This is a genomic window from Nocardioides sp. T5, from assembly GCF_048161455.1.
Classification (GTDB): domain Bacteria; phylum Actinomycetota; class Actinomycetes; order Propionibacteriales; family Nocardioidaceae; genus Nocardioides.
In genome coordinates, this window is record NZ_CP182415.1 from 541206 (window position 1) to 558900 (window position 17695).

General features: G+C 72.3%; 21 protein-coding genes. 14 read left to right on the top strand and 7 right to left on the bottom strand.

Annotated features, from left to right (window positions below; translation table 11 throughout):
• Positions 1 to 8: 8 nt before the first annotated feature.
• On the bottom strand, positions 9 to 791 hold the full coding sequence (locus ACNKF0_RS02590; RefSeq protein ID WP_416955513.1) for a hypothetical protein: 783 nt from the start codon (positions 789 to 791) through the stop codon (positions 9 to 11).
• A gap of 26 nt (positions 792 to 817) precedes the next feature.
• Between ACNKF0_RS02590 and ACNKF0_RS02595 the strand changes: the two genes are divergently transcribed.
• The 5 genes from ACNKF0_RS02595 (at position 818) to ACNKF0_RS02615 (ending at position 4841) form a co-directional block, all read left to right on the top strand.
• Positions 818 to 1762: a Ppx/GppA phosphatase family protein gene (locus ACNKF0_RS02595; protein ID WP_299929458.1), complete on the top strand. Its 945-nt coding sequence runs from the start codon at positions 818 to 820 to the stop codon at positions 1760 to 1762.
• A gap of 2 nt (positions 1763 to 1764) precedes the next feature.
• Positions 1765 to 2571: a sugar phosphate isomerase/epimerase family protein gene (locus tag ACNKF0_RS02600; protein WP_299929461.1), complete on the top strand. Its 807-nt coding sequence runs from the start codon at positions 1765 to 1767 to the stop codon at positions 2569 to 2571.
• A 7-nt stretch (positions 2572 to 2578) separates the two neighbouring features.
• Positions 2579 to 3172 (top strand): TetR family transcriptional regulator, encoded by a 594-nt coding sequence (locus tag ACNKF0_RS02605; RefSeq protein ID WP_416955515.1) that lies wholly within the window; start codon positions 2579 to 2581, stop codon positions 3170 to 3172.
• 215 nt (positions 3173 to 3387) lie between these two features.
• A complete protein-coding gene (locus ACNKF0_RS02610; RefSeq protein ID WP_299929467.1) occupies positions 3388 to 4107 on the top strand; it encodes an ABC transporter ATP-binding protein in 720 nt (239 codons plus the stop codon).
• Entirely contained in the window at positions 4104 to 4841 is a 738-nt protein-coding gene (locus ACNKF0_RS02615; RefSeq protein WP_299929470.1) for an ABC transporter permease, read from the top strand. The genes ACNKF0_RS02610 and ACNKF0_RS02615 overlap by 4 nt, the downstream gene beginning before the upstream one ends.
• Positions 4842 to 4951: 110 nt before the next feature.
• Here the strand turns inward: ACNKF0_RS02615 and ACNKF0_RS02620 are convergent, their stop codons facing one another.
• Complete coding sequence (locus ACNKF0_RS02620) at positions 4952 to 5362, bottom strand: hypothetical protein (RefSeq protein WP_299929473.1); 411 nt, start codon at positions 5360 to 5362, stop codon at positions 4952 to 4954.
• Positions 5363 to 5464: 102 nt separating this feature from the next.
• On the opposite strand from ACNKF0_RS02620, the gene ACNKF0_RS02625 reads away from it, so the two are divergent.
• The 4 genes from ACNKF0_RS02625 to ACNKF0_RS02640 all read left to right on the top strand — a co-directional run bounded on the left by ACNKF0_RS02625 (position 5465) and on the right by ACNKF0_RS02640 (position 9215).
• The gene (locus ACNKF0_RS02625) at positions 5465 to 6394 is read left to right on the top strand and encodes a proline dehydrogenase family protein (protein ID WP_416958403.1); all 930 of its coding nucleotides are present in this window, start codon (positions 5465 to 5467) and stop codon (positions 6392 to 6394) included.
• A gap of 125 nt (positions 6395 to 6519) precedes the next feature.
• A complete protein-coding gene (gene proC / locus ACNKF0_RS02630; RefSeq protein WP_416955518.1) occupies positions 6520 to 7320 on the top strand; it encodes a pyrroline-5-carboxylate reductase in 801 nt (266 codons plus the stop codon).
• A gap of 207 nt (positions 7321 to 7527) precedes the next feature.
• Positions 7528 to 8502 carry a hypothetical protein gene (locus tag ACNKF0_RS02635; protein WP_416955520.1) on the top strand — a complete coding sequence of 325 codons (975 nt, stop codon included), beginning with the start codon at positions 7528 to 7530 and terminating at the stop codon, positions 8500 to 8502.
• 65 nt (positions 8503 to 8567) lie between these two features.
• Positions 8568 to 9215 carry a class F sortase gene (locus tag ACNKF0_RS02640; RefSeq protein ID WP_416955522.1) on the top strand — a complete coding sequence of 216 codons (648 nt, stop codon included), beginning with the start codon at positions 8568 to 8570 and terminating at the stop codon, positions 9213 to 9215.
• A 43-nt stretch (positions 9216 to 9258) separates the two neighbouring features.
• Here the strand turns inward: ACNKF0_RS02640 and ACNKF0_RS02645 are convergent, their stop codons facing one another.
• Both ACNKF0_RS02645 and ACNKF0_RS02650 read right to left on the bottom strand, forming a co-directional pair.
• Entirely contained in the window at positions 9259 to 9939 is a 681-nt protein-coding gene (locus tag ACNKF0_RS02645; protein WP_416955524.1) for a TetR family transcriptional regulator, read from the bottom strand.
• A 9-nt stretch (positions 9940 to 9948) separates the two neighbouring features.
• Complete coding sequence (locus ACNKF0_RS02650; RefSeq protein WP_416955526.1) at positions 9949 to 10455, bottom strand: hypothetical protein; 507 nt, start codon at positions 10453 to 10455, stop codon at positions 9949 to 9951.
• An 84-nt stretch (positions 10456 to 10539) separates the two neighbouring features.
• Between ACNKF0_RS02650 and ACNKF0_RS02655 the strand changes: the two genes are divergently transcribed.
• The 5 genes from ACNKF0_RS02655 (at position 10540) to ACNKF0_RS02675 (ending at position 14524) form a co-directional block, all read left to right on the top strand.
• Complete coding sequence (locus ACNKF0_RS02655; RefSeq protein WP_416955528.1) at positions 10540 to 11721, top strand: acetoin utilization protein AcuC; 1182 nt, start codon at positions 10540 to 10542, stop codon at positions 11719 to 11721.
• A 185-nt stretch (positions 11722 to 11906) separates the two neighbouring features.
• Positions 11907 to 12113, top strand: coding sequence for a helix-turn-helix domain-containing protein (locus ACNKF0_RS02660; RefSeq protein WP_299929494.1), 207 nt, complete (start codon positions 11907 to 11909; stop codon positions 12111 to 12113).
• Between the two features lie 118 nt (positions 12114 to 12231).
• On the top strand, positions 12232 to 12333 hold the full coding sequence (locus tag ACNKF0_RS02665) for a 30S ribosomal protein bS22 (protein WP_008356322.1): 102 nt from the start codon (positions 12232 to 12234) through the stop codon (positions 12331 to 12333).
• A gap of 12 nt (positions 12334 to 12345) precedes the next feature.
• On the top strand, positions 12346 to 13323 hold the full coding sequence (locus ACNKF0_RS02670; RefSeq protein WP_416955532.1) for an NAD-dependent epimerase/dehydratase family protein: 978 nt from the start codon (positions 12346 to 12348) through the stop codon (positions 13321 to 13323).
• On the top strand, positions 13316 to 14524 hold the full coding sequence (locus ACNKF0_RS02675) for a lysophospholipid acyltransferase family protein (protein WP_416955534.1): 1209 nt from the start codon (positions 13316 to 13318) through the stop codon (positions 14522 to 14524). The genes ACNKF0_RS02670 and ACNKF0_RS02675 overlap by 8 nt, the downstream gene beginning before the upstream one ends.
• Before the next feature lie 21 nt (positions 14525 to 14545).
• Here the strand turns inward: ACNKF0_RS02675 and ACNKF0_RS02680 are convergent, their stop codons facing one another.
• From ACNKF0_RS02680 to ACNKF0_RS02690, 3 genes are all read right to left on the bottom strand, one after another.
• Positions 14546 to 15832: a DUF5667 domain-containing protein gene (locus ACNKF0_RS02680; protein WP_416955536.1), complete on the bottom strand. Its 1287-nt coding sequence runs from the start codon at positions 15830 to 15832 to the stop codon at positions 14546 to 14548.
• Between the two features lie 79 nt (positions 15833 to 15911).
• Positions 15912 to 16694, bottom strand: coding sequence for a sigma-70 family RNA polymerase sigma factor (locus tag ACNKF0_RS02685; RefSeq protein ID WP_416955538.1), 783 nt, complete (start codon positions 16692 to 16694; stop codon positions 15912 to 15914).
• Between the two features lie 103 nt (positions 16695 to 16797).
• Complete coding sequence (locus ACNKF0_RS02690; RefSeq protein WP_299929509.1) at positions 16798 to 17685, bottom strand: HAD family hydrolase; 888 nt, start codon at positions 17683 to 17685, stop codon at positions 16798 to 16800.
• Positions 17686 to 17695: the final 10 nt, after the last annotated feature.

Sequence of the window (17695 nt, forward strand, 5' to 3'; positions counted from 1 at the left end):
GACCTCGGTCAAAAGTGCTGCGGTGACGCGGGGTGCAGTGCGAGCGCGGAACGCGAAACCACGTGCGCCTCGCAGTGGCGGACCAGCTCGGCGTACGCCTCGGCACCCATCAGCTCGACCAGCTCGGGCTCGTGGGTGAGGTAGACCGGCTCGGGGGCGACGTGCGCCTCGGTGTTGCCCGAGCAGTACCAGTCGAGGTCGTGGCCACCGGGTCCCCAGCCGCGCCGGTCGTACTCGCCGATCGACACCTCGGTGTAGGCCGTCCCGTCCTGTCGCTCGACCTCGCGGAACTGGCGACGGATGGGCAGCTGCCAGCACACGTCGGGCTTGGTCTCCAGCGGGTTGCGCCCCTGGCGCAGGGCCAGGCCGTGCAGTGCGCATCCGGCGCCGACGTGTCCGGCGTCGGTGCTGAAGTCGGTGCGGTTGTGGAAGACGCACGCCTGCTGCCCGTCCACCTCGACGACGCGGGTCTTGCGCTCGCCGTCGTCGTCGGTCTCGATCCAGTCGGGCTTGCGCACCGGCCGGCCGGGGTGCAGCTGCCAGTCGTCGGGGGTGAGCTCGGCGACGAACCCCGCGACCCGCTTCTCGTCGTCCCGATCGGCGAAGTGGGCGCCGAGCGTGCAGCAGCCGACGTCCGGGGCGTCGGCGTAGATGCCCTGGCACCCCTGGCCGAAGATGCAGGTGTAGGCCGAGGTCAGCCACGTCAGGTCACAGCGGAACACCTGGGACTCGTCGGCGGGGTCGGCGAACTCGACGAACGCTCGGGGGAAGACCAGGTCGACTTCGGGCACAGGGGAACCCTAGTAGCGTGGCGGGCATGCGCCTGGGCGTCCTCGACATCGGCTCCAACACCGGCCACCTGCTGGTGGTGGATGCGCACGGCGGTGCCGCGCCCCTCCCGGCCTCCTCGCACAAGCAGCCGCTCCGGCTGGCCGAGCACCTCGACGAGGACGGGGCCGTGACCAAGAAGGGCATCAAGGCCCTCACCGACTTCTGCGCCTCGGCGACGCAGATCGCCGAGGACAAGGGCTGCGAGGAGATGCTCGGCTTCGCCACCTCGGCGGTGCGCGACTCGGTCAACTCCTACGAGGTGCTCACCCACGTCGAGGAGCACAGCGGCGTACGCCTCGAGGTGCTGTCGGGCGAGGACGAGGCACGCCTGACGTTCCTGGCCGTACGCCGGTGGTTCGGCTGGTCGGCCGGGCGGCTCGCGGTCTTCGACATCGGCGGCGGCTCGCTCGAGATCGCCGGCGGCACCGACGAGGCCCCCGACGTCGCCTGGTCCCTCCCGCTCGGCGCCGCCCGGATGGCGAAGGCGTGGTTCGGCGGCGGCCGGCCCTCCGACGACGACGTACGCGAGCTGCGCAAGCAGGTGCGCGCCGAGATCGCCCGCGACGCCGGCCACCTGCTCCGCCCCGGCGTGCCCGACCGGGCGGCGGCGACGTCCAAGACCTTCCGCTCCCTGGCGCGGATCTGCGGCGCCGCACCGAGCGGTGACGGTCCACTCGTCCCGCGCGCCCTCGAGCTCGAGACGCTCTCGGGCTGGATCCCCAAGCTGATGGACATGGCGCCCGACGAGCTCGCCGAGCTCCCCGGCGTCTCGCCGAGCCGCACCCACCAGATCGTGCCGGGCGCCCTGGTCGCGGAGGCCTGCATGGACATTTTCGACCTGACCGAGCTGGAGATCTGTCCGTGGGCGCTGCGTGAGGGCGTGATCCTCGAGCGCCTCGACCAGATCTCGGTCGTCACGAGGCAGCCCTGACCATGTCCTCCTCACGGACCACTCCTCTGGTCGGGCTCTCCTCCGCCTCGGTCTACCCCGAGTCGACGGCGCACGCCTTCGGGTGGGCGGCCCAGCTGGGCTACGACGCGGTCGAGGTGATGGTCGGCATCGACTCCCTCAGCCAGCAGGTCGACGCCGTCAAGAAGCTCAGCGACCACCACCAGGTCCCGATCTGCGCCGTGCACGCGCCCTGCCTGCTCTTCACCCAGCGGGTCTGGGGCACCGACCCGTGGGGGAAGCTGGAGAAGTCGGCCGAGATGGCCGAGGCGGTCGGCGCGGACGTCGTCGTCGTCCACCCGCCGTTCCGGTGGCAGAAGGACTACGCCGCGGGCTTCGTCGAGGGCATCGCGTCGCTGGAGGCCCGCACCGGCCTCGCGTTCGCGGTGGAGAACATGTACCCGTGGCGCGCCTCCTCGCGCCGCGGCATGGAGATGTACCTCCCCGGCTGGGACCCGAGTGCCGAGGACTACGCCCACACCACGATCGACCTCTCGCACGCCGCGATCGCCCGCAGCGACGTCATCGAGATGGCCGACCGGATGGGCGCGAGCCTGCGCCACGTGCACCTCACCGACGGCACCGGCTCGGCCAAGGACGAGCACCTCGTGCCCGGCCGCGGCGTGATGAAGGCCCGGGAGTTCCTGCGCCACCTCGCCGGCAAGGGCTTCTCCGGCCACGTCGTGCTGGAGATCAACACGCGGCGGTCCGCGAGCCGCGCCGAGCGGGAGGCCGACCTGGCCGAGTCGCTCGAGTTCGCCCGCGCCCACCTCGCCGTCCCCACGCCGTGAGCCCCTGATGACCACCCGCACGTCCCGCGGCCGTCGCCCCGGCGCCCCCGACACCCGGGCCGAGGTCCTCGCCGCCGCGCGGGCGTCGTTCGCCGAGAAGGGCTTCCGCGGTACGACGATCCGCGCCGTCGCCGCCTCGGCGGGCGTCGACCCCGCGCTCGTGCACCACTACTTCGGGAGCAAGGACGACCTCTTCGTCGCCGCGCTCGAGATCCCCGTCGACCCGCGGGAGGTGCTCGCACCGGTGGTGGCGGCCGGGCCGGACGGCGCGGGGGAGCGGCTGCTGAGCGCCTTCCTCGGCGTGTGGGACGACCCGGCGATCCAGCCGGGCCTGCTCGCCATGGTGCGCTCCCTCATCGCCGACGACAGCGGCGGACTGGTGCGCGACGCCTTCATCCCCGTCGTCGTCGGGCCGGTGCTCGCGGGCCTGGTCGCCGACCGGCCCGACGTCCGGATCCCGCTCGTCGCCAGCCAGGTCGTCGGCCTCATCGTCGCCCGCTACCTGCTCGCCCTGCCGCCGATGGCCCAGATGTCCGCCGAGGACGTCGTCGCCCGGATGGGGCCGGTGCTCCAGCACTACCTGACCGGCGACCTGCCCTGACGTCGTACGCCTGGCCGCCGCCCTCCGAGCGGTGGCCGCCCTCCGAGCGGTGCGTGAGACAGCTTTCCGGCGCTGAGAACGTGCGCCACGCACCGCAACCGCGACCGACGTCCCGGAGCGGGTGCGTGACGCAGGTTCTGCGCCCGCGGAACCTGTCTGGTGCACCGCTCACCGGGCCTTGACGACGACGAGACACCCGGAGCACAATTCAACACATGGTGAAAAACGTCGTGGAGGTACGCGACCTCGCCGTCGTACGCGGCGAGCGCGAGGTGCTGCCCGGCATCTCGCTGGACGTCGCCGCGGGTGTCACCGGCCTGCTCGGCCCGAGCGGCTGCGGCAAGACCACGCTGATGCGGTGCCTGGTCGGCGCGCAGCAGGTGCGGTCTGGGACCGTCGAGGTGCTGGGGGAGCCGGCCGGCAGCCCGCCGCTGCGGACCCGGGTCGGCTACGTCACCCAGGCCGCGAGCGTCTACGACGACCTGACCGTCGCGGAGAACCTCGCGTTCTTCGCCCGCGTGCTCGGCATCGACCGCGCCCAGGTCGACGAGGCCGTCGCCGCGGTGGGCCTCGACGACCACCGCTCCCAGGTCGTGGGCCGGCTCTCGGGCGGCCAGCGCAGCCGGGCCAGCCTGGCCGTCGCCCTCCTCGGTACGCCGGACCTGTTGGTGCTCGACGAGCCGACGGTCGGCCTCGACCCGGTGCTGCGCCGCGACCTGTGGGACCTGTTCCACAGGATCGCCGACCGCGGGGCCGCCGTGCTCGTGTCGAGCCACGTCATGGACGAGGCCGAGCGGTGCCACCGGCTGCTGCTGATGCGCGAGGGCCGGATCATCGCCGACGGCTCCCCCGAGGAGATCCTCCGCGGCACCGGTGCCCCGGACATCGAGCAGGCGTTCCTCCACCTCGTCGAAGGCCAGGGTGAGGTCCTGTGAGCCCGCGCATCACGCTCGCCGTCGCCGGCCGCGTCCTCACCCAGATCCGCCGCGACCACCGCACGCTCGCGATGCTGCTGGTCGTCCCGTGCGTCCTGATCACGCTGCTGTGGTGGATGTTCCTGGACCTGCCGGGTGGCCTCTTCGACCGCTTCGGTCCGGGCCTGCTGGCGATGTTCCCCTTCATCGTGATGTTCCTGGTGACGAGCGTGACGACGCTGCGCGAGCGCTCGTCCGGCACCCTCGAGCGGCTGCTCACGATGCCGATGGGCAAGCTCGACTTCCTGCTCGGCTACGCCCTGGCCTTCGGGCTGCTCGCGGCCGTCCAGTCCGTGCTGGCGGTGGCCGTGAGCGTCGGGCTCCTCGGCCTGGACGTGCAGGGTCCGGTGTGGCTCCTCGGCGTCGTGGCGGTGGCCGACGCCGTCCTCGGCGCGGCGCTCGGCCTGCTGGTGAGCGCCTTCGCGACGACCGAGTTCCAGGCGGTGCAGTTCATGCCGGCGTTCGTGCTGCCCCAGATCCTGCTGTGCGGGCTCTTCGTGCCGCGCGAGGCGATGCCGGCCGTGCTCGAGGCCGTCAGCAACCTCCTGCCGATGTCGTACGCCATCGACGCCATGCAGGAGCTCGTCGGAGCGGCCGACACGGCGGAGGTGTGGCGCAACGTGCTGGTCGTCGCCGGCTTCGCGGTCGGTGCGCTCGCGCTGGGCGCCGCCACCCTCAGGCGCCGGACGCCCTGACCCGGATCCGCCGGTCTCTCACCTGCTGCGCGTCACCATGCGAGCGCGCTGGCTGCGTTGTCGGGCGCTCGACGGGCCTAGCGGCCCGCCTTCGGCCCTCCGCCTTGCCATCACGCCCGCCTGATGTCGCTCGCGACGGCGTCGACCGGCGGCTCCGGGACCCGGCTGAACAGCCACGCCCCCGCCGCGAACAGACCGGCGTACATCACCGACAGCAGGACGACGTCGACCACCGAACCGGTCGTGTCGTCGGCGGCGACCAGGACGACCGCGACCACTCCTGCCAGGAGCGTCGTCAGCGCAGCGGCTCCGAGCGCGAGCACCATGCCGCCCGGCCGGAACCGGGTCGCCGCGGCGACGACCAGCAGGACGGCCGGCGCCGCCAGGTAGAGCCAGTCTCGGTCCCCGTCGCCGACGATGCCGAGGGCACCGATGCCGAGGAGCAGGAACGCGACGGTGCCGGCCGACAGGGCCCCGGCGAGGGCGTACCGGGAGGTGGGGGAGGAGAGGCTCGACGTCATGCCGACGACGCTAGGAGAGCACCGGCCCGGAACGGGTGGAGGAGCCGTGAAGGTTCGGTGCAGGTCCGAGGTGGAGGTCGGCGTAGCCTTGCCGCCATGTCGTTGCTCCGCCAGCCGATCCTGCTCCTCGCTCGCAGCCAGGGGGTGAAGAAGCTCGTCTCGACGATGCCCGTCTCGAGCTCCATCGTCACCGGCTACGTGCCCGGCGAGACCACGGCCGATGCGGTCGCGGCGACGTCGGGCCTCGTCGACGACGGCCTGCGAGCCACGCTCGACTACCTCGGCGAGGACACGACCGACGCGGCCCAGGCCGACGCCACCGTCGCGGCCTACAAGGAGCTGCTCGCCGACCTGGCGACCAAGGGCCTGGCGCCGCAGGCGGAGGTGTCGGTCAAGCTCAGCGCGATCGGCCAGTCGCTGCCCGACAACGGGCACAAGGTCGCGCTGGAGAACGCGCGCGAGATCTGTCGCGCCGCCCGCAACGCCGGCACGACCGTGACCCTCGACATGGAGGACCACACCACCACCGACTCGACGCTGTCGATCCTGCGCGAGCTCCGCAAGGACTTCCCCGAGACGGGCGCGGTGCTTCAGGCGATGCTGCGCCGCACCGAGGCGGACTGCCGCGCGCTGGCCTACGAGGGCTCGCGCGTGCGGCTGTGCAAGGGCGCCTACATGGAGCCCGAGCAGGTCGCCTTCCAGGACCGCATCGACGTCGACCGGTCCTACGTCCGCTGCCTCAAGGTGCTGCTCGGCGGCCAGGGGTATCCGATGATCGCCACCCACGACCCGCGGATGGTCCAGATCGCCTCGTCGCTGGCGAGCCGGTTCGGCCGGCGCCCGGGGACCTACGAGTTCCAGATGCTCTTCGGCATCCGCCCGGAGGAGCAGAAGCGTCTCGCGGCCGCCGGGGAGACCGTGCGTGTCTACGTCCCCTACGGCACCGAGTGGTACGGCTACCTCATGCGCCGCCTGGCCGAGAAGCCCCAGAACCTGGCGTTCTTCGTCCGCTCGCTCGTCTCGAAGAAGTGAGACCACAGCGTCCGCGACGAAGGAGCGGGCGCGTCGTGGGCCAGATTGAGCAAGCACCGCGGTCGAGGGACGAGACCGCGACGTGCGTGTCGAAATCAGTGGACGCCAGGCCGTAGGTTGATCGCATGAGCACAGCGATCATCGGGGCCGGCGTCATGGGGGAGACCCTGCTGTCCGGGCTGGTACGCGCCGGCCGCCGCGTCGACCAGCTGATGGTCGGCGAGAAGCGCGCCGAGCGGGCCCGCGAGCTCGAGGAGCGCTACGGCGTCGCGGTCGTGTCCAACCGCGAGGCCGCTGCCAAGGCCGACACGGTCGCGCTCGTCGTCAAGCCGCAGGACATGGGCGACGTGCTCCAGGAGATCGCCCCCGACCTCCGCGCGGGCCAGCTGCTGGTGTCGCTGGCCGCAGGCATCACCACCTCGTTCATCGAGTCGCACGTGCCGGACGGCGTCGCCGTCGTCCGCGTCATGCCCAACACCCCGGCGCTCGTGGACGAGGGCATGGCCGCGATCTCGCCCGGATCCCACTGCGACGAGTCGCACCTGCTCGAGGCCGAGTCGCTGATGGCGTCGACCGGCAAGGTGCTGCGCATCCCCGAGAAGCAGATGGACGCCGTCACCGCCATCTCCGGCTCCGGCCCGGCCTACATCTTCTTCGTCGTCGAGTCGATGATCGAGGCAGGCGTGCACCTCGGCCTGCCGCGCGCCACCTCGACCGAGCTGGTCGTGCAGACGCTCGTCGGCTCCGCGGCGATGCTGCGCGAGACCGGCACCCACCCGGTCGTGCTGCGCGAGCAGGTCACCTCGCCGAGCGGTACGACGGCCTCCGCCCTCCGCGAGCTCGAGATCCACCGGGTCCGCGCCGCCTTCCTCGCCGCCATGGAGGCGGCCCGCAACCGTTCTCGGGAGCTCGCCGAGGGCTCGTGACCACGACCTCCTGGTAAGGCGAAAACCCAGTCCCCATGCGGGTTTCGGCCGCCGAGGGCGGTCTTGGTCTGATTGGTCACAACCGCTAGGTCTCGCGGTAACTCCGAGTGACAATGAAGGTGACCAACCGGTCGAAACACTCCCGCGGATCGAAGTGGGGTGGTGGTCATGTCCGCGGCATCCGAACGAAGCAGACCACTCTCGGGAATGGCCAGGAACGCCCTGGTCCTCGCGCTCGCCGGCATCGTCGCGGTCCTCAGCGGCGGACTGCTGTTCCTGACGGCCGGCAGTGCAACCTCCGTGACCACGACGTCGGACACGCCCTGCGTGCCCGCCGACGCCTGGACCGAGACGACCGACTGGGTCCTCTCCTCCCCGGGCGAGGGGTGGCGACAGGTGGACGAGCGCACGGTGATCGACGAAGAGGCCTACACCGAGGAGGTGTTCGTCGGCTGGCAGCACTACTCGTGGACAGGCGGTCCGCTCGGCGACGGGGTCGTCCCGGCCATCCCGACCGGCCCCGACGACCCGGACTGGCAGGCCAACGCCACGCAGGAGCCGCACGAGAACAATCCCAACGTGACCTGGCTCGACGACACCGGGTGGGGACTCCACTACCTGAGTCACGGCAGCGCAGGACTGGCCGACTGGTTCTACCTGGAGCGTGTGACCGAGACGGTCGAGCATGCCGCGGTGACCCACCAGGAGTTCCGTTTCGCGTACGACCACCCGGCCGTGGTCTGCCCGACCGCGCCGCCGACCACCCAGCCGCCGACCACCGAGCCGCCGACCACCGAGCCGCCGACCACCGAGCCGCCGACGGTGCAGCCGCCGACGGTGCAGCCGCCGACCGCGCAGCCTCCCGAGGTGCTGCCGACCACCGCGACCCCCTCGGCGGAGCCGAGCGGGCCGGCGGGCGACGAGCCGGCCGTGGAGGACACGCAGCAACCGACCACGCAGCAACCGACCACGCAGCCCGACGATGTCGAGGTGCTGGGCGTGCAGGCGTCCGAGCCGCCGGCACCGTCGGCCCAGGTGCCGACCGCCGTCGACGCAGGTCTCCCTGCGGCTCCTGACGCCGGGACCACCGCGGCGCAGCAGTGGGGCGTCGTCCTCACGGCGATGGGACTGGTGCTGCTGGCCTCGGCCGGTGGCGTGCTGGTCAGGGTCCGACAGACCTGACCAGCAGGAGGACGTCACCCGACTCCCTCTCGGGTGACGTCCCCCTTCCAGGAAGGAGCGTTCCCGTGCGAACTGCCCGTCTCGTGTCGGCCGCCCGCTGGACCACCGTGATCGGCGGCGCGGTGGCCCTCACCATGGTGGCAGCGATGGTGTCCTCGACCCGGTCCGACGACATTCCCGACTCGACGGCCGTCGACACGGCGACGAGCCTGGTCACCGAGCAGGCGGGCGTCGTACCGGTGCCGACCGTGGAGCCGGAGACGCCGGCCCCGCTCCCACCCGGACCGCCGCTGGCGCTGCGGATCCCCGCCCTCGGCCTCTACGCACCCGTGGTGACCGTCGGCCTGGACGCCCGCGGCGCGCTGGTGCCGCCGGCCGACCCGCGCGTGGTCGGGTGGTGGGAGGCAGGAGCGCGACCGGGCAGCGCCCGGGGGACCGCGGTGCTGGCCGGCCACACGGTGCACGACGGTGGCGGCGTCTTCGACGACCTCGCCGGCCTGCAGCCGGGCGACACCATCGAGGTGTTCACCGACCGTCGCGCGCTGGACTTCACGGTCCGTTCCGTCCGGGACCTCGGCCGGGCCGAGCTGGCCGCCCGCGCGGGCCGGCTGTTCGCCACCGCAGGTGCCCCGGGGCTGGTCCTGGTCACGTGCACCGACTGGGACGGCGAGCGCTACCGCGGCAACACGGTGGTGGTCGCCCGCGTCCGGTGAGGGCAGGGCAACCGCTCCCGCGAGCTCGCCCAGGGCTCCTGAGTCAGCTCGTGCGCAGCTGGCGCGCCACGGCCATCGCGTCGTCCACCAGCCCGCGCACCAGGGGCAGCCTGGTCAGCCGCACTGCCCGGTCGACCAGGGGCACGATCCCGGCGACGAGGCCGCGCGTGCGGCGCTGACCGTCGCTGTCGTCGTGAACCCAGAAGAGCACGACGCCCATGTGCAGCAGCCACAGCAGCTCTGGCAGCTCGTCGCGCAGGGCCGGAGCGACCTTGAGGTCCGAGCCCTCAACGACCCGCCGGAACAGCGCGGTGCTGGCCTCGCGTGCCGGCATCGACTGCTCGGAGAAGGGAGAGAGCGGGGAGCGGGGATCGGCTGCGTTGCGGAAGAACTGCCCGCCGAAGTCGTGGAAGGGACCGGCCACGTCGAGGAAGGAGTCCATCGCCCCGCGGAGCCGGTCGGCGAAGACCACGGTGTCGTACGCCGTCTCGGCCGCCACGGCGTGCTCGACCTGGATCTGGTCGTAGAACGCCTGGACCAGCTCCTCCTTGCCGGAGAAGTAGTAGTAGGCGCTCCCCAGTGACACCCCGGCCTCGTCGGCGATAGCGCGCATCGTGGTGGCGTCGTAGCCGCCGGTCCGGAAGAGTGACATCGCGGCGTCGACGATGCCGGACCGGGTCTGCTCGGCCTTGCTCGAGCGTCGTACGGGTCGCTTCTCGGGCACCTCGTCACCCTAGGAGGCGTCGGCGTGGGGCAGGACCCGGGAGGTGGCCCGCGCGGCCAGGGGCCCGCCCAGTACAGCGGCAGCCACGAGCCAGGTGAGGCCGAGCCACTCCCCACCCCGCCGCAGGTCGACGTCCGCCAGAACGAACCGCCCGCTCACCAACGAGAAGAGTGCCACCATGGCGACCGGGGGCAGGGCGGCGCCGAGCACGAAGGCGCGACGCCGGGCCACCGGGCGCGGCAGGTGCCGGCCGACGAGGAGCGCGAGGGGGACCGCGGCCAGCAGGCCCACGGCGGCGCCCATGGGACCGCCGAGGACGACCGCCAACACCGCGGTCGGTCCGGTCCCTGCCAGCAACTCGGTCGCGGACGGCGGCGTGCCGTCGAACGCAAAGGCGATGAGCAGGAACACGAACGCCACCAGGCTGCCCGAGCCGGCGCCGAGGAGCGGTCCGAGCAGCAGCCAGCGCAGCTGGGGCCGGTAGGCCGCACTCGCGGGAGCCTGCGGTGTGGTCACTCCAGGATCGTGGCAGGATAATTGAACGCGTTCAACTCCGTCCGCCGGTCGGACCTCGCGGCGCGCAGGAGTAACGTCCGCCACATGGAGTGTGCGGGGCCTGCGTCAGTCGTGTTCGACCAGACGCTCACGGAGTACAACTTCGGGCCCACCCACCCGATGTCACCGGTGCGCGTCGACCTGACGATGCGCCTGGCCGACGAGCTCGGCGTCCTGGCGGGCATCAAGCGGGTCGACGCCCCGGTGGCGACGGACGAGCAGATCGCGACGGTCCACGACCAGGGCCTCATCGAGGCCGTCACCCGGGCCGGCGCGACGCCCGGCTTCGAGGACGCCGCCCGCGGCCTCGGCACCGAGGACGACCCGGTCTTCGCCGACATGCACCTCGCCAGCGCCCACGTCGTCGGCGCGACCCTGGAGGCGTTCCGACAGGTCTGGAGCGGCGAGTCGCTCCACTCGGTGAACATCGCCGGCGGCCTGCACCACGCGATGCCCGACAAGGCGAGCGGCTTCTGCATCTACAACGACGTGGCGGTCGGCATCACGCAGCTGCTCGCTGACGGTGCGGAGCGCGTGGCCTATGTCGACATCGACGTCCACCACGGCGACGGTGTCGAGAAGATCTTCTGGGACGACCCGCGGGTCCTCACCATCTCGCTGCACGAGACCGGGCAGATGCTCTTCCCCGGCACGGGCTTCCCGAGCGACACCGGCGGCCCGGGGGCCGAGGGCACCGCGGTCAACGTCGCCCTGCCGCCCGGCACCGCCGACGCCGGCTGGCTGCGTGCGTTCCACGCTGTCGTACCCCCGATCCTGCGCGAGTTCTCCCCGCAGGTGCTGGTCACCCAGCACGGCTGCGACTCCCACATGAACGACCCGCTCGCCCACATGATGCTCAGCGTCGACGGTCAGCGTGCGGCCTACCTCGCGCTGCACGAGCTCGCCCACGAGGTCGCCGAGGGACGGTGGGTCGTCACCGGCGGAGGTGGCTACTCCGTCGTCGACGTGGTGCCCCGCGCGTGGACGCACCTGCTGGCCGTCGTCGCCGGTGCCCCCATCGACCCCGCGCAGCCGACGCCACCGGCGTGGCGGGCCTACGTCGAGGAGGTGCTGGGGGCGACCGCGCCGCACCGGATGACCGACGGCCGCACGCCCGCCTACCGCGACTGGTCCGGGGGCTACGACCCCGAGACGTGGCTGGACCGGGCGATCAACGCCACCCGCACCGAGGTGTTCCCGCTGCACGGCCTCGACCCGCTGCCCTGAGTCATCGGCCCCCGACACCACGCCGCTTCGTCAAGGAAGCAACCCGACACGCCGCAGTCCCACAAGTTTCTCTGGCGTTCCTCTTCCCCACGCGTCACGCGAGCCCTATTGTCAGCGAGAGCGGCACGCCTGTGACGCCGGTGCGGAAGCCGGCGCCGTTCCGCGCAGAAGGATCGGTGCACACCATGGCTGAGAACACCCCAGGCGACATGTCCGAGGCGCAGTTCCTGACCATCGCCGAGGTCGCGTCCAGGATGCGCGTCTCGAAGATGACGGTCTACCGGCTCGTGCACGGCGGCGACCTGCCCGCCGTCCGCGTCGGTCGCTCCTTCCGGGTCCGGGAGGACGACGTCAACGAGTACCTGCGCAAGAGCTTCTACAACGCCGGCTGACGGACTCCGTTCTCGGTCGGGATCCACGGGTCCGACTCGATTCCGCGCTCTCGCACCCGGCAAGTAGGGTGTGCGGGGTCCGGCCGACGAACGTCGGCCGCAAGGAAAGGTCTGATTCGTGGGTTCTGTCATCAAGAAGCGGCGCAAGCGCATGGCCAAGAAGAAGCACCGCAAGCTGCTCAAGAAGACGCGCGTGCAGCGCCGCAAGCTCGGCAAGTAACACCCCTCGACCATGGGACGGGTCGTGCTGGTCACCGGGATCTCCCGGGACATCGGGCGACGATTCGCGCGCGCCGCGACCGGCGACCCGTCCATCGATCGAGTCATCGGCGTGGACGTGGTCCCGCCGCGCGGTGACATCGGCGACGTCTCCTTCGTCCGTGCCGACATCCGCAACCCCGTCATCGCCAAGGTCATCGCCAAGGAGGACGTCGACACCGTCGTCCACATGAGCGTGATCGCGACGCCCGGCTCCGCCGGCGGTCGCGGGACGATGAAGGAGCTCAACGTCATCGGCTCCATGCAGCTGCTCGCTGCGTGCCAGCGGTCGGCGACCGTCGAGCGGCTGGTCGTGAAGTCGACGACGACCGTCTACGGATCGGGTCCGCGCGACCCCGCGATGTTCACCGAGGACATGGGCCCCAAGCGCCTGCCCTCCTCGGGCTACGCCAAGGACGTCTACGAGATCGAGGGCTACGTCCGCGGGTTCGCCCGTCGGCGCCCGGACGTCGACGTCACGATGATCCGGGCGGCCAACGTGGTCGGACCCCACGTCTCGAGCCCCCTGACCAACTACTTCCGGCTCCCCGTCATCCCCCGCGTCCTGGGCTTCGACCCGAGGCTCCAGCTCCTCCACGAGGACGACCTGATGCGCGTGCTGCGCCACGCCGCGACCAACGGCGTGCCCGGCACCTTCAACGTCGCCGGTGACGGGCTGCTGACGCTGAGCCAGGCCGTACGCCGCCTCGGCACCCCGTCGGTCGCGTTGCCGCGCTTCGCCGTCGGGCGGCTCGGCTCGACCATGCGCCAGGCCCGCGTGTCGGACTTCTCGCCCGAGCAGCTGGGCTTCCTGACCTACGGTCGGGGTGTGGACACGACCCGGATGCGCACGATGCTCGGCTTCGAGCCGCAGTTCACCACGGCCGAGGCGTTCGCCGACTTCTGCCGGTCGGTGGCGCCCGCCGCGAAGGAGGGAGTCGGTCGTGCCTGAGAAGGCCCGTCGCCGCGACGGCGAGGACGCCGTCGTCATCCCGATCGGCACCGGCGGCCGTCCCGGCCGCGGCTCCGGCAGCGCCCGGCCGTCGTCGGCCGCGCGCAACCTGGCGCCCTCGTCCCGCAAGGCACCGTCCGCCAAGGCACCGTCGGCCAAGGCAGCGTCGGCCAAGGCAGCGTCCGGCAAGCCGAGTGCCCCGAGGAAGAAGGCCCGCGCCGACGGTGGTCGGACCACCGCGCCGGCCGACGAGGCGGTCGCGCCGCCACCGACCGACGACCCCGCTGCGACGGCACCGCCCACCACCGGCATCCCGGTCGGCGAGTGGCTGGCGGCGGCGCAGCAGGCCGCGCAGGAGGTCTTCGGGGCCGACTGGGAGCGCCGTGCGGCCGAGCTGATGGCGTTCGTCCGCCGCCGCCTCGAGGGTGACTACGACGTCGACGACTACGGCTTCGACCGCGAGCTGACCGAGCGGTTCTTCATGGCGGCGCTGCGCCCGATCGCCGAGAAGTGGTTCCGCCTCGAGGTCCGCGGCTTGGAGAACATCCCTGCCGAGGGTGGCGCACTCGTGGTGTCCAACCACTCCGGCACGATCCCCCTCGACGGCCTGATGACCATGCTCACGGTTCACGACCACGCCGGCCGCTCCCTGCGCCCGCTCGGCGCCGACCTCGTCTTCAAGCTGCCGCTGGTCAGCTCCCTGGCCCGCAAGGGCGGGGCCACCCTCGCCTGCACCGAGGACGCCGAGCGGATGCTCTCCGACGGCGAGCTGGTCGGCGTCTGGCCGGAGGGGTTCAAGGGGATCGGCAAGCCGTTCAGCGAGCGCTACAAGCTGCAGCGCTTCGGGCGCGGCGGGTTCGTCTCGGCGGCGCTGCGAACCGGCGTACCCATCATCCCGCTGTCCGTGGTGGGGGCCGAGGAGATCTATCCGCTCGTCGGCAACGTCCCGTCGCTCGCGCGGCTGCTCGGCGTGCCCTACATCCCGATCACGCCGTTCTTCCCGTGGCTCGGGCCGCTCGGCCTGGTGCCGCTGCCCTCGAAGTGGATCCTCGAGTTCGGCGAGCCGATCCGCACCGACGCCTACGAGCCCGGCGAGGCCGAGGACCCGATGCTCGTCTTCAACGTCACCGACCAGGTGCGCGAGACGATCCAGCACACGCTGTTCGACCTGCTGCGCGATCGCGGCGGCGTCTTCGGCTGAGCGGCGCCCCCGCGGCAGCGGCTAGGGCAGGAGGCCACCGGTCGCGTCGTCCAGCGTCCCGCCGGTCGCGCCGTCGACGGTGCCGGTCACCTCGCCGATCAGCCCGCCGGTGGCGTCGTCGGCACCCGAGGTGAGGCCACCGAGCGCGCCTCCGGTCGCGTCGTCGAGCTGGTTGCTGAGGGTGCCGGTCGTGTCCGTCAGGCCGTCGGTGACCTGGTCGGTCGTGTCGGTCACGGTGTCGGTGAGGTTCTTGGTGATGTCCTTGACCGGCCTGGTGGGCTCGGGCTTGGCAGGACCGGTGCTCGTCGGGTCGGGCACGACCGAGGAGGGGCCGGGCCCGAGCGTGGTCGACGGCACCGTCGTCGGCACGACCTGCTGCGGGTCGAGCGCCTCGGGGACCGTGATGCCGGTGAGGTCCTGTCCCGAGACCGGCGCGCCCTCCAGCGTCAGCTGGTCGGTGTCGAGCCCGGCGAGGAGGCCGGCGGACGGGGCGCTGGTCAGCAGGAAGTCGGGCGTGGTGGTGATGCCTCCGGTGCAGCCGCGGCAGGCGTTGCTCACCTCGAGGTCGAGGTCGGCGAGCGTTCGGCCGGCGGCCAGCAGCTCGTCGCGGGCGCTCTCGGGCAGCTCGCCCTGGAGCCGCTCGAGGCGGTCCATGCTGGTGGCGGTGAAGTCGCGCGCGGCCTGCGCGTCGCCCTGGCTGCCGGTGGCCTCGTAGGAGACCAGCAGGCTGCGCACGCCGTCGCTCGACTGGCGGGTGAAGGAGTCGAGGGTGTCGGGGACCAGCTGGTCGCGGCCGGCGTCGTCGGCGGCGAGCTCCTCGAGCTCGGTGAGGCGGGTCCCGGCCTGGGCCAGCAGGGTGCGGCCGCGGGCGGCGTCGTCGGTGGCGAGGCGCACCTGCGCGGACTCGATCCCGCGCTTGACGCCGTAGAGCGACTCGCCGGGGAGGGCCGTCTGGGCGGCGACGGCCATGGTGGCCGCGGAACCGACGAGGGCGGCGCCGCCGAGCAGCACCCCGATGCGACGCGGCCGGGTGCGCGACGGGGCGGGCATCGCCAGTCGCGACGCAGCCGCGGGCTGGTGGACCAGGACGGTGTCGGCCTCGGCCATCAGCCGCTCGCGCAACGACGCGACGAACTCGGGCCGCGCGGCCACGGGCGGCACGGCGCGCAGGTCGGCCACGACCTCGAGCAGGTCGGCGTACCGCTCCGCATCGCGTCCGGACGGGCCCGAGGGAGCGGTTCCGGGGTCACGGGAGAGCAGTGCCTCGAACTCGTCGGCACGCCGTCGCGCCGAGAAGGGGGCTGTCATCGCGGTCGTCCTGTCTCACTGCTGGCGGGTCCTCCCACTGGGACGAACGAGCCAGACGAGGCAAGGGTTACGGGTTGTGTCACGCGTCTCTCAACCCCTCCGGCAACAGCTTGGCGAGATTGCGTACGCCGCGCAGCTGGAGCTGCTTGACCGCGCCGTCGGAGCGGTCGAGGGCCTGCGCCGTCTCCGCGATCGACAGGCCCTGGAGGAACCGCATGATGAGGCACTCGCGCTGCTCGACCGGCAGCTCGGTGAGCGCCTTGAGGAGCACCTCGTTGGTGAGGCCGGCGATGACCGCGCCCTCGGGTCCCTCGGTCGTGTCGTCGTGCGGCGACATGTCCTCGGTGGTGAGCTCGAGGCGGGTGCGACCGGCCTTGAAGTGGTCCATCGCGAGGTTGCGGGCGATGGTCATCAGCCAGGCGCCGAAGTCCTTGCCCTGCCACCGGAAGCCGTTCATGCTGCGCAGCGCCCGGAAGAACGTCTCTGAGGTGAGGTCCTCGGCGAGGGTCTGGGAGCGGGTGCGGTAGTAGAGGAAGCGGTAGACCGAGGCCTGGTAGTGGTCGTAGAGGAGGCCGAACGCCTCCTTGTCGCCCGTGCGGGCCAGCTCGACGAGCGCGATCAGCCGCTCGCGCTCGGCCTCGTCGACCTCGGACGACGTCGCGCGGTCCTCGTCGCCGACCGGGCCACCGCCGGAGCCGCCGCCCGCCGCGCCGGACCGTGCCCCCGGGGCGGCCGTCTCGGCGAGGAGCACGTGACCGGCGAGCTGGGGGACGGGCTGTCCCGCGAGGGCAGCGGCGACCGCGCGCCGAAGCGCGTCCATGCCGCGCTCGAAGGCACGATCGAGGTCGTTCGTCGCCCGCATGCGGTGTCCCCTCCCGGTCGGAGCATCCTCCACGATAGGGGGCCGGGTCGGCCTTGTGAACCCGTGAGTAACTTTCAGTTACATCCGTGGGTGGTTCGGGGGCTCAGGCGGAGCGGTCGCGCCCGCGCAGGCTGACCCCGGCGGCGACGGCCCCCGTCACCGCGCCGGCGACCGCGGCTCCGAGGAAGCCGACCCGGGCGGCCTTGCGGCCGGTGCGGTAGTCGTGGATGCGCCAGCCGTGGGCACGTGCGTGGGCGCGCAGCCGGGCATCGGGGTTGATCGCGCAGGGGTCGCCGACGAGCGAGAGCATCGGCAGGTCGTTGCTGGAGTCGGAGTAGGCCGAGCAGCGGGCGAGGTCGAGGCCCTCGCGGGCGGCGAGCGCCTTGATCGCCTCCGCCTTGGCCGGGCCGTGCAGCAGGTCGCCGACGAGCTGGCCGGTGTAGACGCCGTCGACGTGCTCGGCGACCGTGCCCATGGCGCCGGTGAGGCCGAGCCGCCGCGCGATGATGGTGGCGATCTCGATCGGCGCCGCCGTCACCAGCCACACCCGCTGGCCCTCGTCGAGGTGGAGCTGGGCCAGGGCGCGGGTGCCGGGCCAGACGCGGTGGGCCATGGCCTCGTCGAAGATCTCCTCGCCGAGCTCCTCGAGCTCGGTGGTGGTGTGCCCGGCGATGAACGACAGCGCGGAGTTGCGGGCGTCGGCCACGTGCTCGGGGTCCTCGACGCCCGCGATCCGGAAGTAGGCCTGCTTCCACGCGGCCGCGGCGATCTCCCGCGTGGTGAAGAACTGACGGCGGTAGAGCCCGCGCGCGAAGTGGAAGATGCTGGCGCCCTGCATGACGGTGTTGTCGACGTCGAAGAAGGCGGCCGCGGTCGGGTCGCTCGGCCAGGCGAGGGCGTTCTCGACCTCCGCGGACGCCGCCGCGGCCTCGCCTGCCAGGGCCGACCGCTGCTGCAGGTTGAGGCGCCGGGGCCGGTCGGACGGGGTCACCCCGCCAGCG

Excerpts from the sequence above, each read along its gene's own strand:
- ACNKF0_RS02595 (WP_299929458.1), top strand. The coding sequence starts at position 818 with ATGCGCCTGGGCGTCCTCGACATCGGCTCCAACACCGGCCACCTGCTG.
- ACNKF0_RS02600 (WP_299929461.1), top strand. The coding sequence starts at position 1,765 with ATGTCCTCCTCACGGACCACTCCTCTGGTCGGGCTCTCCTCCGCCTCG.
- ACNKF0_RS02605 (WP_416955515.1), top strand. The coding sequence starts at position 2,579 with ATGACCACCCGCACGTCCCGCGGCCGTCGCCCCGGCGCCCCCGACACC.
- ACNKF0_RS02610 (WP_299929467.1), top strand. The coding sequence starts at position 3,388 with ATGGTGAAAAACGTCGTGGAGGTACGCGACCTCGCCGTCGTACGCGGC.
- ACNKF0_RS02620 (WP_299929473.1), bottom strand. The coding sequence starts at position 5,362 with ATGACGTCGAGCCTCTCCTCCCCCACCTCCCGGTACGCCCTCGCCGGG.
- proC (WP_416955518.1), top strand. The coding sequence starts at position 6,520 with ATGAGCACAGCGATCATCGGGGCCGGCGTCATGGGGGAGACCCTGCTG.
- ACNKF0_RS02635 (WP_416955520.1), top strand. The coding sequence starts at position 7,528 with ATGGCCAGGAACGCCCTGGTCCTCGCGCTCGCCGGCATCGTCGCGGTC.
- ACNKF0_RS02655 (WP_416955528.1), top strand. The coding sequence starts at position 10,540 with ATGGAGTGTGCGGGGCCTGCGTCAGTCGTGTTCGACCAGACGCTCACG.
- ACNKF0_RS02660 (WP_299929494.1), top strand. The coding sequence starts at position 11,907 with ATGGCTGAGAACACCCCAGGCGACATGTCCGAGGCGCAGTTCCTGACC.
- ACNKF0_RS02670 (WP_416955532.1), top strand. The coding sequence starts at position 12,346 with ATGGGACGGGTCGTGCTGGTCACCGGGATCTCCCGGGACATCGGGCGA.
- ACNKF0_RS02680 (WP_416955536.1), bottom strand. The coding sequence starts at position 15,832 with ATGACAGCCCCCTTCTCGGCGCGACGGCGTGCCGACGAGTTCGAGGCA.
- ACNKF0_RS02685 (WP_416955538.1), bottom strand. The coding sequence starts at position 16,694 with ATGCGGGCGACGAACGACCTCGATCGTGCCTTCGAGCGCGGCATGGAC.